This is a genomic window from Cupriavidus sp. SW-Y-13 (assembly GCF_009793345.1).
Classification (GTDB): Bacteria; Pseudomonadota; Gammaproteobacteria; order Burkholderiales; family Burkholderiaceae; genus Cupriavidus.
In genome coordinates, this window is the sequence record NZ_WHLX01000002.1 from 1,851,058 (window position 1) to 1,865,830 (window position 14,773).

Genomic DNA, 14,773 nt, shown 5'->3' on the forward strand with positions numbered 1-14,773 from the left:
GGCCGACTCTCAGATGACAAAGATCGAAGACCCCGTGGTCTTGCGCGATTCCAGGTCGCGGTGTGCCTGCACGGCATCCTCCAGCGCATAGCGCTGGTTGATTTCGATGCGGATGCGCCCGGCGCCGACGTGATCGAACAACTCACCCGCCAGTTCGGCTTTTTCCGCGGGGTCCGCAATGTAGTCCGCCAGCGCGGGACGCGTCACGTACACCGATCCCTTCATCGCCAGCAGCACAGGATCGAACGGTGGCACCGGACCCGATGCCGTGCCCACGCACACCAGCAGGCCACGACGCTTGAGCGAGTCAAGCGACGCCGTGAAGGTGCTCTTGCCCACGCTGTCGAACACCACCGACACACCTACGCCGTCCGTGATCTCGCGCACGCGGCTGGCCACGTCTTCGCGTGTGTAATCGATGATGTGCTGGCAGCCATGCGCGCGCGCCACGTCGGCCTTGGCCTCGGTAGACACCGTGCCGATCACGTTCAGTCCCAGCAGCCGTGCCCACTGCGCCACGATCAGTCCCACGCCACCGGCGGCGGCGTGCAGCAGGATCGTGTCGCCGCGACGGAACGCGTGGATGCGCCGCATCAGGTAGGCCGATGTGAGGCCGCGCATTGTCATCGCCGCAGCCGTTTCAAAAGCGATGGTCTCCGGTAGCCGGATCAGCGGCGCTGCCGCCACCACACGCTCGGTGCTGTAGGCGCCCAGCGTGTTCAGGAAACCGGTGTATGTCACACGGTCACCTGCGGCCACGTTGGTCACGCCCGCGCCTACGGCTTGCACCACGCCCGCCGCTTCCACGCCCATTCCCGCAGGCAGCGGCACCGGGTAGGTGCCATTGCGGAAGTAGGTGTCCGCATAGTTCAGCCCCACCGCCACGTGACGAATCCGGACTTGCCCCGGACCCGGGTCGCCCACCTCCACGTCTTCAAGTCGAAGAACTTCGGGTCCACCGGTTTGATGCATGCGCACGGCCTTGGCCATCTGCTGGTCTCCACATTCAGGGGGCCACGCGGCATGCGCAGCCATGCATGCAATGTAGAGAGCGCAGGGGTTGGCCGCTTTGCATCGCCCGCCGACAACTTTGCATTTCATGCCAGTCCGCCTATCATCGCCAACGATGACACGCCACGGGATGTGAAGCGTGCACGACAGAACGACAAGACGGGAGACAGGATGAGGACGCCATGAGGACGCTCGTACGCGCGGCGGCGCTGACCAACTTCTTCGAGGTAGCCCAGGACCTTGGCGTGAATGCGCAGCCTTTGCTACGCGCAGCGGGCCTGACCCGCGCGATGCTGGCCGACCCCGACCAGCGTATTCCAGCCGAACGCTGCGCGGCACTGCTCGAAGCCGCCGCACAAACCGCGGCGTGCCCCACGTTCGGCCTGCGCATGGCGGAGTCCCGGCAGCTTGCGGATTTCGGCGTGATGAGTCTGCTGATCAGCCAGCAACCCACCCTGCGCGATGCGCTGGAAACCATCATCCGCTATCGCCATCTGGTCAACGAATCGGTGGCGATCCTGCTGGAGCGTATGGAAAAGGTCGTGATCATCCGGCAGGAAGTGGTACTCGGCACGCCGTCCCGGCAGGCCGCGGAGCTGGCGGTGGGCGTGATCTTTCGCCTGTGCCGGGCGCTGCTGGGGTCCAACTGGCGTCCGCTCGGCGTGCACTTCGCGCATGCTGCGCCGCCTGACCTGCAGGTGCATCGTCGCCTCTTCGCCTGTCCAGTGGAATTCGGCAGCGAGTACCACGGCATCGTCTGCCTGGCCGCCGATCTCGATGCGCCGAATCCCTCAGGCAATGCGGCGATGGCGCTGCATGCACAACGCATGGTGGAAACGCTGCCGCGCGTCAATGATCGGTCCATCGCACGCGAGGTGCGCAACACCGTCTACCTGATGCTGCCGATGGGACGCGCCACGAGCGAGGCCGTGGCCCAGGGGCTGGGCATGAGCCTGCGTTCGATGCAGCGCCAGCTAGACGATGCCGGAGAGACCTTCACCGACATCCTCAACGAGGTGCGACGCGAGCTGGCGCAGCGCTACGTGGCCAATGCCGACTACTCTCTGCTGCGTGTCTCCGAGTTGCTGGGCTATGGCTCGGCGGCATCGTTCACACGCTGGTTCTCCGCGCAATTCGGCGAGGCACCCAACCTCTGGCGCCGCCGCCACACAACGTCACGGTGAATACCCGCGCGGCGTGCTACGCTTGGCGGCATTGCGCCCTTGGCTTTCGGACTTTCACCACTGGAGCTTTCATGGCATCCCCCCGACGTCTGCTGCCGCTCGCGGCACTGCTGGTCCTGATTCCCGGAAGCATGGCCTGGGCGCAACCCCAGAGCGGCGCGTCAAGCGCGGCGGCCGCCATCTCGGAGGCCGTGCAGGACGGCTCGAATCCGTATCGCCCGCCTTCGGCACCGAACCCCAACGACAAGTCCAACGCCAGCTACGAAGACCAGCGCCGCGCCCGGTGCGATCAACTGCTGCAGGACATCAACGACACGTCGCGCAAGCGCACCTACAAGTCGCCCGGCACCGCTACCACGAACGCACAAGGCGAGGCCGTACCGAAGCTCGAACGCGACAAGACCCTCAAACGCCTGCAGCAGAGCTATCGCGACAACTGCTCCTGATCGGGCACGGTCGTTCGTCGGATGTCGAGCACGGCCAGCATCAGGCAGGCGTAGAGCGACACACCGACGAACAACCCCATGCGCACCAGGAACGCCTGGTAGACATCCTTGCCGGTGGCGCTGTCCTCGACGGACTGCCCCAGCAGGATGATCATCGTCACCAGGCTGTTCAGCCAGAAGCCCGGCGACATCGACGTGGCATGCAGCCGGAACAACCGTCGCGCGACCCACAGCGAGAACAGTGCCATCCACAGGCCGTACATCCACAGATGCACGAACAGGCCGAGCGCCAGCCAGAACGCGATGGCCAGTAATCCGCCGAGCAGCGTCGAGCCAACCAGTTCGCGCGCCGCACCGCGAGCCGTTGTGCAGCTTTGCCGCCCAAGGCTCACCGCTTTCATGATGATCGGCAGGTAGGCGGCGGGGTCCGCCATGGCGAGCAGAAACGGCGGCATCACCACCAGCGTGGCGCGCAGGGCCATCCAGTCCGCTTGCTCATGAGGTTCGGCCTTCCTGTGCGAGGCCGGTGAAAGATGCGGCTCGCGCACCAACACGTGGCACGCTCCCAGCATCAGCACCGCCAGCAGCAGACTCCGCGTGAGCGTACCAATGACCGTCACGGCCAACGCGCCATCCGCCGAACCCGCCGCCGCGATCAGCGTCACGCCTGCGACGAGAAACGTCGACACCAGCATGTTGCCGCCGCGTAGCCCGTGACGAAACGCCAGGAACAGGCAGAGTCCGGTCATCAACACGCCACTGACAGGCGCCTCGCGCAGGAACGGCACCAGCAACAGGCCGCTGCCCGTGGCGAGCAGCATCACCAGCGCGAGGCCCACTCCCGCACGCACGGTCAGCGGCCGCTCCATCGATGCGAAGACGAAAACGGCCAGCACGGGCGCGACGAACGGGATGGGCCATTGCAGACCGTAGCTGACGACGAGGCACGCCGCCGCGCCGATAGCAAGCCGCAACGCGCGCCGTTGCAGCATAGGCATCACGTCGCGACTCTTTTCAGTAGACATACGAGAACCAGCTCATCACGCGCAGGAACGCGCGACCGGGCAGGTTGAGCGGATTGCCCTCCTTCGGGAACGCCATCACCTCCGCCTGCCCGCCCACCCGCACGCCACGCAGCGTATCGAGTTGTCCGGCATCGATATCGATCCGCACCGGAAAGCGCTGCGCGGGCCGCAGCCAGTCGCGGCTGTTCTGAATCGTCGGCAAACCACCTGGCGGAGGACTCTGCCCCGTGCTGACCCCGAAGCCGATGCTGTGCACGCGCCCGGTCAATACCCTGCCGGGCAGTGCATCGAGCACGATGCGCACGGGCGTGCCGGGTGCCATATGACCCAGATTGTTCTCCGTCATGTCCGCGCTGATCCACACGTCGTGGATGGCGATCAGCGTCATGACAGGATTGCCCGCCGCCGCATACAGCCCCGCCTCGGTGCGCAGGTCGGTAACCAGGCCCGCCGTGCGCGCACGCACCTGTGCATTGCTCAGATCCAGTTCGGCTTTCTCGAGCGCGGCTGCCGCACTGCGCAGCTTGGCGTTGTCTTCGTCACTGCCGCCCTGCTGCTCCCGTGCGCGCTCCACTTCCGCCCGTGCTGCCGCCACCTGACTCACCGCCTGCGTATGCGAGGCACGCGCGACTTCCAGGCGTCGCACGGAGACTGTGCCCGGATCTTCCCTGTATAGCCGCTCCAGCCGCTCGCTGTCCTGCCGTGCCTTCAACTCGTTGGCCTGCGCGGCACGCAACGAGGCTTGCGCTGACGCGATGCCGGCTGTGTTGGCACCAATCTGCCGGCGCGTGGATTCGAGTTCGGCGCGCGCGCGGTCTACCGCGATGCGGTAATGCTGCGGGTCCACATCGAACAACACGCTCCCGGCGGCCACGTTCTGGTTGTTGCGGACATAGACGCGGGTCACGCGCCCCGAGACTTCCGACGCCACAGGAATGACGAATGCCTGCACACGGGCCTGCTGTGTATAAGGCGTGAAGCGGTCAGCCAGCAAATACCAGAGCAAGCTCAAGGCAATCAGCAACAACACTGCCCATAGCGCCTTGCGGGACGGGTCGGAACCCGCCGATGCCGGTGGTCCGCTCATGGTTGCGCAGTCTCCTCGATCAGCTTTCCCCAGTCCGTGCGCTGTTCCATCTGCTGCCGCGTGGCAGCATCGATCAACGGTGCCGACGTCGCCCATCCACCACCCAGCGCCTTGTAGAGCGCGATCAGATAGTTCACCGCATTGCCACGATTGACGAGGTAGGCGTCCTGCTGCGCGAACAAAGCACGCTGGGCGTCCAGCACGCGCTGGAAATCGGAATAGCCCTCGCGAAACACGGTGGTCGCCAGCGCCAATGAACGCTCGGCGGCCTGCGACGCTTCGCGCAGGATGCGCTCGCGCTGCAGCGCCTTGGCCAGACCGCCCGCGGCATCGTCGGCCTCGCGCGCGCCCTGGCGCACGGTGTCCTGATACGCCACGATCAACTGCTGCAGCCGCGCGTCCTGCACGCGCACGTTATTGACGATGCGTCCGTAGTCGAAGATGTTCCACCGCACACTGGGTCCCCCCACCAGCAGCATGCCGTTCTGCGTGCCCGGCAACGATGTGGCCGACCAGCCAATGCTGCCCATCAGCGTGACTGCCGGATACAGGTCGGCGCGCGCCACGCCGATCAGTGCCGATTGCGCGGCCACCTTGTATTCCGCCGCCCGCACATCGGGACGACGCAGCAGCAGGTCAGCCGGCACGTCCTGCAGCACCGCACGATCGATCAGCGGCAACACGCCGGTGCGGTCGCCGGCATCGGCCAGTTCAGGCAGCGGCCCCGGTGGCCGTCCAAGCAGCACCAGCAACGCATTGCGCGCTTGCTGGATCTGGTTCTCGAGTTCGGGAATGCTGCTCAAGGTGCCCAGGTATTGCGTGCGCGCCTGCTGGAAGTCGAGTTCATCGCTCTCGCCGCCTTTGAACAGTCGCTCGGTGATTTCGAAGCTGCGCTTCTGCAAGCGCGCGTTATCGCGCGCAATGGCCAACCGCGCCTCGGCCGTGCGCAATGCGTAGTAGGTGGTGGCCACCTGCGCGTGCAGCAGGACCAGCATTGCCGCGTGATTGGCCTGTGCGCCCAGGAACGCCGCATCCGCCGATTCGATCGCGCGCGCGAAGCGTCCCCAGAAATCCAGCTCCCAGCCAACATCGAGACCCGCGCTGTATTCCCACATCCGCGCCGTCTGCGCCGAGGCCCCAGTCTGCCGGCTGTGCACGTACATGGCATCGGCCGTGGCCTGCTGCACCTGCGGATAGCGGCCCGCCTGCGCCATGCCCAGTTGCGCGCGCGCCTCCATCACACGCAGGCCCGCGATCCGCACACCGGCGTCCCCGGCATCCGCAGCAACCATCAACCGCTCCAGCGCAGGGTCTGCGAAGATCCGCCACCACTCGCGCGTCTCGGGCATGGCACCGGACGTGCTGACCTGTTCGATGGCTTCGCTCTGCCAGTGGGTTGTCCACGGTTCAGGCGCGGGGCTGAAATCCGGCCCCAGCTTCACGCATCCGCCCAGTACGGCAGCGATAGCGACACCAACGGCGATCCATCCTCCTCTCCAGAGACAGGGGCGACATGGGCGATATGGCACGTCATCCCTCGCCAACGCCAGGCCCGGTCGGCAGGCTACTGGGCTCCGTGCTGGCTTTCACGGTTGTCTCGACGCTTTGCAACGGCGGCTGGTCCACCCATTGCCAGAACAACTGGTAGGCCACCGCCAGCGCGATGGGACCGATAAAGAGTCCGAGGATGCCGCCCGTGACCATGCCCCCCAGCGCGCCAATCAGCACCACCGGCATCGGCACCTCCACGCCGCGCCCCAGCAACAGCGGCTTGAGCACGTTATCGGCCAGCCCGGCCACGAACACATACGCCGCAAAGACAACATTGCCGACGCTCATGCCATCCGTGGCAAAGACGAAGAGGATGACCGGAATCGTGATCAGCGTCGCAGGCAACTGCATGATGCCGAGCAGCAGTATGGCCAACGCCAGCAGGCCCGCGCCAGGCACACCCGCCACCACGAAGGCAATGCCGATCAGCAGCATCTGGATGAAGGCGATGCCCACCACGCCCTGCGCCACCGCACGCACGGTGGCCGTGCAGAGTGCCGTGAGGCGCGGCCCGCGATCTGGCCCCGTGATGCGCGACATGATCCGTATCGCGCTACGCTCGCCCAGCTCGCCATACGCCATGAAGATGCCCGCGATGATCAGCGCACCCACGAACATCAGCAAGCCCACGCCAACGCCGCCCACGGCGCTCAATGCCGTGATGCTCGCTACCTTGATCTGCGGTGCGAACTTCTGCGCCAGGGCCGTGGCGTCTGTGGCCGCCAGCAACCAGAAGTCGTAGAGCCGCTGCCCCACTACGGGCCAACCCGCCACGGATTCCGCAGGCGGCGGCACGTGAAACTCGCCGCGCCGCGCGATGTCCATCGCACGTTCCACGGATTCGATCACGGCCATTCCCAACAGGTAGGTGGGCACCAGCAGCACTGCAATCACCAGCGCGATGATCAGCGTGGCGGTGCGGCCGTCGCCGGCGAAAACCTTGCCGCGCAAGCGCGTCTGCAAGGGATAGAGCGTAATGGCGAGGATGATGGCCCAGACAATCAGGTTCAGGAACGGGCGGAAGATCTCGAAACAGAACATCGCCAGCAACGCGACGAGTCCGAAGCGGATCAGCGTGTCGATCAGCGTTCGCGAGTACAACGCAGTGGAGATCGGACCTTGCATCATGCGCTATGCCCCCTCGCGCGAACGGGCGACCTTGACCAGCGCCGCGCCCACCAGGAACAGGATCACGCAGCCCAGCAGCCAGTCGCGCGCAAGCACGTTGACCAGATAGCGCGGCGGATCGCCGCCGGTACGGAACATCTGCACTTCCAGCCCCTGCAGCGCCATCCGGAACAGGTTGAGCCGGTCAGGCATCTGCCCGCTGGGATCGCTGAAGAAGATGCCGATCACGGCCAGCCACAACGCTACCACCATGAACAGGAATCCGCATTTGCGCATGATTGCCGGCCCTCCCTGAGATCAGGGTCCGACAATCCATCGCGCATTGCAATTGGTCCTTGGGCCAAGCATTGGACCAAAGTCCATTGCCAAGGACATCGGCAGTGTCCAGATTTAGGAAGGTGACGACGCTACCAACATAAGTGCCGGGGGACGACGATGGGAAAGAAGGGAAAGAAGGAGAAGCGGGCCGCGCAACCTGCGACATCGGTCGAGCCCGAGCCGCTCGACCGAAAGACCTACGACCGCGCACTGGCCGACCTGCACGTGGAACTGGTTCACCTGCAGAACTGGGTGACGGCCACGGGCGCCAAGATCTGCATCGTCTTCGAAGGCCGCGACGGCGCGGGCAAGGGCGGCACCATCAAGGCCATCACCGAACGCGTCAGCCCGCGCATCTTCCGCGTGGTGGCACTCCCGGCGCCCACCGAGCGCGAGAAGAGCCAGATGTACATGCAGCGCTACATGCCCCATCTTCCTGCGGCCGGCGAAGTGGTGATCTTCGACCGCAGTTGGTACAACCGTGCGGGCGTGGAGCGCGTGATGGGCTTTGCCGACGAACGCCAGGTGGAGATCTTCCTGCGCGCCGTGCCGCTGATGGAGCGCGCCATCGTCGCCTCGAATATCCAGTTGATCAAATACTGGCTGGAGGTCAGCCCCGAGGAGCAGACACGCCGGCTGGCGTCGCGCATCGAGGACGGACGCAAGACCTGGAAGCTCACGGACATGGATCTGAAATCCTACAGCCGCTGGTACGACTATTCCCGCGCCCGCGACGCCATGTTCGACGCCTCGGACACCGACCTCGCCCCATGGCATGTAGTGCGCTCCGACAACAAGCGCCGCGCGCGCCTCAACATCATCCAGCACCTGCTGGACAGCGTGCCTTACGAACGCATTCCCGCGAAGAAGGTCACGCTTCCCGCCCGACAGAAGGCGGGCGGGTACAGGCAACCTGACTATCCGTACCGGTATGTTCCGGAGATTTACTGACGCTACCCCTTCAACATCGTCTTCTTCCATTCTCCACCGGGTTGCTGGCAGTACCACCCGACCCACTTCTCCGGTTGCCGTCCGCGCTGGCGCAGTTCGCTGCGGATCTTGCGGCAGCGCTGGCCGTTCTCGGTGCGCGTGACAAGTGGCGTGAAGCTGCCTTCGGTCGGGATGCCCTTGGCGTTCGGCGGCAACTGGAACGGCACGCTCTGTTTGTCATCGGTCTCGGAAAGCGTCTTGCCGAACGTGCTGACCAGTTGTGCGGTCTGGTCCTTGTCCAGGGTGCCGATGATGGTGCCGTTCATGAACGTATCGAAGTAAGCATGCGAGGGCACTGCCCACGACATTGCCAACGCTCCGAACGTTGCCGCGGCACACACGGCAGGTACTACGCGCCATCGCAGGAACTTTGTCATTGCCGTCTCCTCATCTACTGAATCGTGTAGCCGCGACCCTGCATGCACGCGCCATACGCGCGGTAGTAGGTGTTCATCGCGCCAGCCGATTGCGATTGCGCATTGGCCTGCTGGTTGCGCTGATTCTGCCGCGCGCGGTGGCCACCAGCCATCGTACCCACCGCCGCGCCCGCCGCCGCGCCTTTGCCTGCATCGCCGGCAATGCCGCCGATCACCGCGCCGCCTAGCGCTCCCCGTGCCGCACCGCCAACGCGTTCGCCACCGCCGACCGCCGGACCGGAGGGTGGCGGCGGTGCCGTGGCGACTGCCGCCGGGTCGATGCCGGTATTGGACTTGGCCCACGAATAGCAGTACCCGTCGTCCTGTTGCTGCTGTTGCTGACTCTGACCTTTTGCCGGATAGGCAATGGGCTTGGACTGTGCGATGGCAACGCCGCAGCAGGCGGCCGATACCAGCGCGGTCACGATCATCGACTTGCGCATGGCTTCACTCCTTGAGCGAGATGGGTCCGTGGGGTGCGTGTGCGGCGGACTCGGCGAGCTTGGCCTTGGTACGGCGCTCCAGTCCCCAGAAGAACATTGGAATAAAAAAGATGGCGATCACCGTGGCGCCCAGCATGCCACCGATCACACCGGTGCCCAGCGACTGCCGGCTGGCCGCCGACGCGCCGCTCGCAATGGCCAGCGGAATACAGCCCAGGATGAATGCCAGCGACGTCATGATGATGGGGCGCAGCCGCATCTTGGCCGCCTTGACGGCGGCGTCGTAGGCGCTCAATCCTTCCTTGACACGCATCTCCACCGCGAACTCGAAAATCAGGATGGCGTTCTTGGCCGCCAGTGCAATCAGCACCGTCAGCCCGATCTGGAAATAGACATCGTTCTCCATGCCGCGCAGTAGGATGCCGACCAGCGCACCGAACAGCGCAAACGGCACGGCAAGCAACACGCCAATCGGCAAGGACCATTTCTCGTACTGCGCGGCGAGGATCAGGAATACCATCAGCAGCGCAAACGCGAACACCATCGCCGCTGTGGACCCCGCCTTCTTTTCCTCGTACGCCTGTCCGCTCCACGCGTAGCTGTAGCCTTCGCCAAGCACTTCCGCCGCTACCTGCTCCATCGCCTGCAGCGCCTGCCCGGAGCTATAGCCCGGTGCGGCATCGCCGGTAATTTTTGCAGCAGGGAAATTGTTGAATCGCGTGACAAGGTCCGCGCCGGCCACGTAGCGCGCCGTGGTCACGGCCTTGACAGGCACCATTTCGTTGCGCGAGTTCCGCACGTACACACGATCGATATCTTCCGGACGTGAGCGGTACTCCGGCTCGGCCTGCAGGATCACCTGGAACAACCGGCTGTTCTTCGGAAACTGGCTGACGTATAGCGAGCCGAACATGGTCTGCAACGCGGAGTACACCTGCTCCACCGGTACGCCCTGCGTCTCCGCACGTTCGCGATCCAGGTCCACCAGCAACTGCCGCGAGCGGGTATTGATCGTGGTACTGACGCCACGCAGCTCTGGCCGCGCACGTGCCTTGGCGATGAAAGCGCGCGTGCGCTCTTCCAGTTGCTGATAGGTGCCGTCACCCGTGCTCTGCAACCAGAACTCGAAACCGCCCGTGGTGCCGAGTCCCGGAATCGATGGCGGGTTGACCGGAATGACGAGGCCCTCGCGATACGTGGAGAACTCCTGGTTGGCGCGTGCGATCAACGCCGCCGCACTCTCCTCCTTGTCGCGTTCGTGAAACCCCTTCAGCGTGACAAACAATGTGCCGGCATTCGACTTGTTCTGTCCGTCGATCAGGCTATAGCCGTCCGGCGTGGCCACGGATTTCACACCTGGCTGCTTGCGGAACCATTCTGCGGCCCGGTTCGACAACTCGCCGGTACGATCCAGGCTCGCCGCGTCTGGCAGGATCACCGCGCCCAGCAGGTAGCCCTGGTCCTCCACGGGCAGGAACGACGACGGGATGCGCACGAACATCAGCACGCTCACCGCAATCAGCACCCCCACGGTCACGACCGAGATCACGGCACGCCGGATCAGCGCCTGCACCGCGCTGCCATAGCCTTCCACCAGTTGGTCGAACTTGCGGTTGAACCAGCGGAAAAAGCGGTTCTTCTCGTGCGTACCGGGCTTCAGCAGGATAGCGGCCAGCGCGGGCGAGAGTGTCAGCGCAACGATGCCAGAGAGAAACACCGACACCGCCAGCGTGATCGCGAACTGTTTGTAGAGCTGTCCCGTGATGCCCGACAGGAAGGCCACGGGAATGAACACCGCCAGCAGCACCAGCACGATGGCAATGACCGGGCCGCCCACTTCGTCCATGGCAGCCTTGGCAGCCTCCCGTGGCGGCATATGGAACTCCATCATGTTGCGTTCCACGTTTTCGATCACCACGATGGCATCGTCCACCACGATGCCAATCGCCAGCACCATCCCGAACAGTGTGAGCATGTTGACCGAGAAGCCGAACGCCGCCATGGCCGTGAACGTGCCGATGATCGACACCGGCACGGCCAGGATCGGCACCAGCGTTGCCCGGAAGCTCTGCAGGAACAGATACACCACCAGGATCACAAGGATCACCGCATCGCGCAGCGTATGCACCACCTCGTTGATCGACTCATGCACGAACTCCGTGGTGTCGAGCGCGATCTCGTACTCCATGCCCGGCGGAAATGTCTTCTTCGCTTCCGCCAGTGCCTTGCGGACCTGCTCGGCCACGGCCAGCGCATTGGCGCCTGGCTGCTGATACACGGCGAGTAGCGTGGCTGTCTTGCCCTGATAGCGGCTACGCAGCGAATAGTCCTTCGATCCCAACTCCGCACGGCCGATATCCTTGAGCCGCACCAGCGCGGCGTCCCCAGAGGCCGCACGCAGGATGATGTTCTCGAACTCCTTCGGTTCGGTCATGCGCCCCTTTGTGGCCACCGGGAAGGTCTGCTTGACCGGCCCCGCCGTGGGCGACTGGCCAATGCGACCCGCCGAGAATTGCTCGTTCTGGTTCGATACCGCGTTCTTCACATCCTCTGCCGTGATACCCAGTTGCGCCATGCGGTCCGGACGCAGCCAGATGCGCATCGCGTAGTCGGGCGTGCCGAAGATCGCAGACTGGTTGGCACCGGGAATGCGCTTGAGCGCATCGAGGATGTAGATGCTTGTGTAGTTGTCGACGAAGGTCTGGGGATAGCTGTTGTCGGGCGAGTACACCGCGATCACCATCATGAACGCCTGGGATCGCTTCTCCACGGTCACGCCCTGCCGCGTCACCGCATCGGGCAGCGTCGGCAGTGCCAGGTTCACGCGGTTCTGCACGTCCACCTGTGCCAGTGACGGGTCAGTGCCGATCTCGAAGTACGCGGTCAATGTGAGATTACCGGTAGACGAGCTTGTGGACGACATGTAGAGCATGTTGTCCGCGCCGTTCACCTGCTGCTCGATAGGCGCGGCCACGTTCTGCGCCACCACTTCGGAACTTGCACCGGGATACGTGGTGGACACCGTGATGCTCGGCGGCGTGATGTCGGGAAACTGTGCAATGGGCAGGTTGAACATGGCCACCAGCCCGCCCACGACAATGATGATCGACAGCACCGATGCAAAGATCGGCCGGTCGATGAAGAAGTGCGACAGCTTCATGACGGCTGTCCCTTTGCGGCACTGGCGCCAGCGGTTGGCGCAGCGGTTGGCGCCGGCACGGGTCTCACCGGTGCCCCGGGCGCCAGCCGTACCGATCCATCCACGATGACCGTGTCGCCCTCGCGCAGTCCAGAACGAATGACCCAGCTACCCTGCGCCCACTCCCCCACCTCGACCACGCGCGACTCGGCCTTGTTGTCCTTGTTGACCGTCCAGACCGACTGTCCGCGCTGGCCCTGCACCACGGCTTCCTGCGGCACGGTGATGGCGCGCGTCCGCACGGCGCCCAGCACATGCACGCGCACGAACTGGCCCGGTCGCAGCCGCCCCTCCGCATTCGGCATCTCCGCGCGAACCAGATAGGTGCCCGTGTCCGAGCTATACGAGGCATCGGCAAACGCAATGTGGCCACGCTGCGGATAGACGCTGCCATCGGCCAGCACGATCTCCACTTCCATCGCGCCACGATCGGGCATCTTCAGCGCGCCCGACGCGGTCTGCGCCTGATTCTGCAGCACCTCGTTCTCCGACAGGCTGAAGTTGATCCAGATGGGATCGAGCTTGGCCACATAGGTCAGCAGGCTGTTGCTGGGATCGATATACGTGCCCACCTGTTTCTTGGCATAGCTGGACAGGCCCGCCACCGGCGAGGCGATGGTGGTGTAGCCGAGGTTCAGCTTTGCATTGGTCACGTTGGCCCTGGCCGCCTCCACGGCGGCCGCGGCAGCCTGCTCCTGGCCCGTGGCGTCGTCGAGGTCTTTCTGGCTCAGCGCATTCCTGGCCGCCAACGGTCGCACCCGTGCGAGGTTGGCGCGCGCCGTGGTCAGGCGCGCCTGCTGCTGGGCGAGTTCGGCCTGCGCGGCGTCCAGCGCGGCCTGGAACGGCTTTGCGTCCATCTTGAACATCACTTGCCCGGCCTTCACGAGCGCGCCTTCCGTGTAGAGCCGCTGTTCGAGAAAGCCGTTCACACGCGCACGGATCTCCACTTGCTGGGAGCTCTGCGTCTCGCCCACGAACTCGTAGGTCAGCGGCACGTCGCGCAGCGTCACCTTGACCACGCCAACCTCGCTCACGTGCGGCGCGGCGGGCGCCTTGGCCTCGTGCCGGTCGCACCCCGCCAACGCCAACGCCATCACGGTCAGCCATGCGCCGCGCCCACTCACGGACTTGAGACCGCTCGCCATATTTATCCTCCGTCCGCTCCGACGACTGCCGTGCACCGGAGCGATTCAGGTTTACTGGTATCGCTCCCGGAGGATCAGCGCGTTGATCTTGTGGCCGTTCCAGAACACGCCATGGATGCGCGGCTGCAGCTTGTACAGCTCCGGCAGGTCCAGCGCGTTGAAGGTCAGCGTCATGGACGGACGCGTCCCATCGCCTTCCTGCTGTTCGGCGTGATCGAACGCAGGAAAGCCGTAGCGGGTCAGGAACTCCCTGACCTCATCCTCGGTGGTATCGGGGTGGAGATTGGAAAGCATCAAGAGCGCCATGGCAGGTCTCCTTAGCCGCCGGCGATGCCAATCGCGCGGCATTGCAGACTAAGCATGTGCCGCAGCAGTCGTGCTTGGCAATTGGACCAAGGACCATGCTCGGGGACGGCATCACGGGCGCAGTCCGGTACGCAGGACGCCGCGTACGAGTTCGATCAGTTGCGCCGCATGAAACGGTTTGCGCAGATAGCCGATGGCGCCGGCGGCGAGCGCCGTGTCGCGTGCGGCGGGCACGTCATGCGCCGTGATGAAGATCAGCGACATCGGCAGGCCGATCAGTTGCTGCTGCACCTCCAGGCCGTTGAGGCCAGGCATGCAGACATCGAGGATGACGCAGTCGGGCCGATACCGGGGATCGTCTCGGATGCGGTGCAGGAAGTCGTCACCGCTGACGTAGACATCGGCACCAATACCCGCCGCGCGCAGCAGCCGGGCCGTGGAGCGTGCCACGGAGGCGTCATCGTCCACCACCGCCACGCAATGCGCAAATTGTCCCGAAGCATCCATCGCCACGCAGGCCCGGA

At 64.8% G+C, this 14,773-nt stretch carries 15 protein-coding genes; 3 read left to right on the forward strand and 12 right to left on the reverse strand.

The annotated features are described in order from the left end of the window. Nucleotides 1-9: 9 nt before the first annotated feature. Nucleotides 10-990 (reverse strand): quinone oxidoreductase, encoded by a 981-nt coding sequence (locus tag GA566_RS23830; RefSeq protein ID WP_160474207.1) that lies wholly within the window; start codon nt 988-990, stop codon nt 10-12. Between the two features lie 203 nt (nt 991-1,193). On the opposite strand from GA566_RS23830, the gene GA566_RS23835 reads away from it, so the two are divergent. Both GA566_RS23835 and GA566_RS23840 read left to right on the forward strand, forming a co-directional pair. Next, nucleotides 1,194-2,195 carry an AraC family transcriptional regulator gene (locus GA566_RS23835; protein WP_137928089.1) on the forward strand — a complete coding sequence of 334 codons (1,002 nt, stop codon included), beginning with the start codon at nt 1,194-1,196 and terminating at the stop codon, nt 2,193-2,195. Nucleotides 2,196-2,266: 71 nt separating this feature from the next. Next, nucleotides 2,267-2,641: a hypothetical protein gene (locus tag GA566_RS23840; protein ID WP_137928090.1), complete on the forward strand. Its 375-nt coding sequence runs from the start codon at nt 2,267-2,269 to the stop codon at nt 2,639-2,641. Here GA566_RS23840 and GA566_RS23845 read toward each other — a convergent pair. From GA566_RS23845 to GA566_RS23865, 5 genes are read right to left on the reverse strand one after another with little or no spacing between them, the layout of a single operon-like run. Next, nucleotides 2,620-3,666: a DUF2955 domain-containing protein gene (locus GA566_RS23845; RefSeq protein ID WP_160474208.1), complete on the reverse strand. Its 1,047-nt coding sequence runs from the start codon at nt 3,664-3,666 to the stop codon at nt 2,620-2,622. The genes GA566_RS23840 and GA566_RS23845 overlap by 22 nt on opposite strands. Further along, nucleotides 3,656-4,753 (reverse strand): HlyD family secretion protein, encoded by a 1,098-nt coding sequence (locus GA566_RS23850; RefSeq protein ID WP_137928092.1) that lies wholly within the window; start codon nt 4,751-4,753, stop codon nt 3,656-3,658. The genes GA566_RS23845 and GA566_RS23850 overlap by 11 nt, the downstream gene beginning before the upstream one ends. After that, nucleotides 4,750-6,237 (reverse strand): TolC family protein, encoded by a 1,488-nt coding sequence (locus GA566_RS23855; protein ID WP_160474734.1) that lies wholly within the window; start codon nt 6,235-6,237, stop codon nt 4,750-4,752. The genes GA566_RS23850 and GA566_RS23855 overlap by 4 nt, the downstream gene beginning before the upstream one ends. A 46-nt stretch (nt 6,238-6,283) precedes the next feature. Next, complete coding sequence (locus tag GA566_RS23860; protein WP_160474209.1) at nt 6,284-7,432, reverse strand: AI-2E family transporter; 1,149 nt, start codon at nt 7,430-7,432, stop codon at nt 6,284-6,286. 3 nt (nt 7,433-7,435) lie between these two features. Next, on the reverse strand, nt 7,436-7,708 hold the full coding sequence (locus tag GA566_RS23865; RefSeq protein ID WP_137928094.1) for a hypothetical protein: 273 nt from the start codon (nt 7,706-7,708) through the stop codon (nt 7,436-7,438). Nucleotides 7,709-7,867: 159 nt separating this feature from the next. Between GA566_RS23865 and ppk2 the strand changes: the two genes are divergently transcribed. Then, nucleotides 7,868-8,701 (forward strand): polyphosphate kinase 2, encoded by an 834-nt coding sequence (gene ppk2 / locus GA566_RS23870; protein WP_160474210.1) that lies wholly within the window; start codon nt 7,868-7,870, stop codon nt 8,699-8,701. A gap of 2 nt (nt 8,702-8,703) precedes the next feature. Here ppk2 and GA566_RS23875 read toward each other — a convergent pair whose 3' ends face one another. The 6 genes from GA566_RS23875 to GA566_RS23900 form a co-directional block, all read right to left on the reverse strand. Continuing rightward, complete coding sequence (locus GA566_RS23875; RefSeq protein WP_137928096.1) at nt 8,704-9,117, reverse strand: hypothetical protein; 414 nt, start codon at nt 9,115-9,117, stop codon at nt 8,704-8,706. A gap of 14 nt (nt 9,118-9,131) precedes the next feature. Continuing rightward, nucleotides 9,132-9,599 carry a glycine zipper domain-containing protein gene (locus GA566_RS23880; protein ID WP_160474211.1) on the reverse strand — a complete coding sequence of 156 codons (468 nt, stop codon included), beginning with the start codon at nt 9,597-9,599 and terminating at the stop codon, nt 9,132-9,134. A 4-nt stretch (nt 9,600-9,603) separates the two neighbouring features. After that, nucleotides 9,604-12,759 (reverse strand): efflux RND transporter permease subunit, encoded by a 3,156-nt coding sequence (locus GA566_RS23885; RefSeq protein ID WP_137928098.1) that lies wholly within the window; start codon nt 12,757-12,759, stop codon nt 9,604-9,606. Then, complete coding sequence (locus GA566_RS23890; protein ID WP_160474212.1) at nt 12,756-13,943, reverse strand: efflux RND transporter periplasmic adaptor subunit; 1,188 nt, start codon at nt 13,941-13,943, stop codon at nt 12,756-12,758. Before GA566_RS23890 ends, GA566_RS23885 begins: the two co-directional genes overlap by 4 nt. A 51-nt stretch (nt 13,944-13,994) precedes the next feature. After that, complete coding sequence (locus GA566_RS23895; RefSeq protein WP_137928100.1) at nt 13,995-14,249, reverse strand: RNA-binding protein; 255 nt, start codon at nt 14,247-14,249, stop codon at nt 13,995-13,997. A 111-nt stretch (nt 14,250-14,360) separates the two neighbouring features. Continuing rightward, nucleotides 14,361-14,756: a response regulator transcription factor gene (locus GA566_RS23900; RefSeq protein ID WP_160474213.1), complete on the reverse strand. Its 396-nt coding sequence runs from the start codon at nt 14,754-14,756 to the stop codon at nt 14,361-14,363. Nucleotides 14,757-14,773 lie beyond the last annotated feature (17 nt).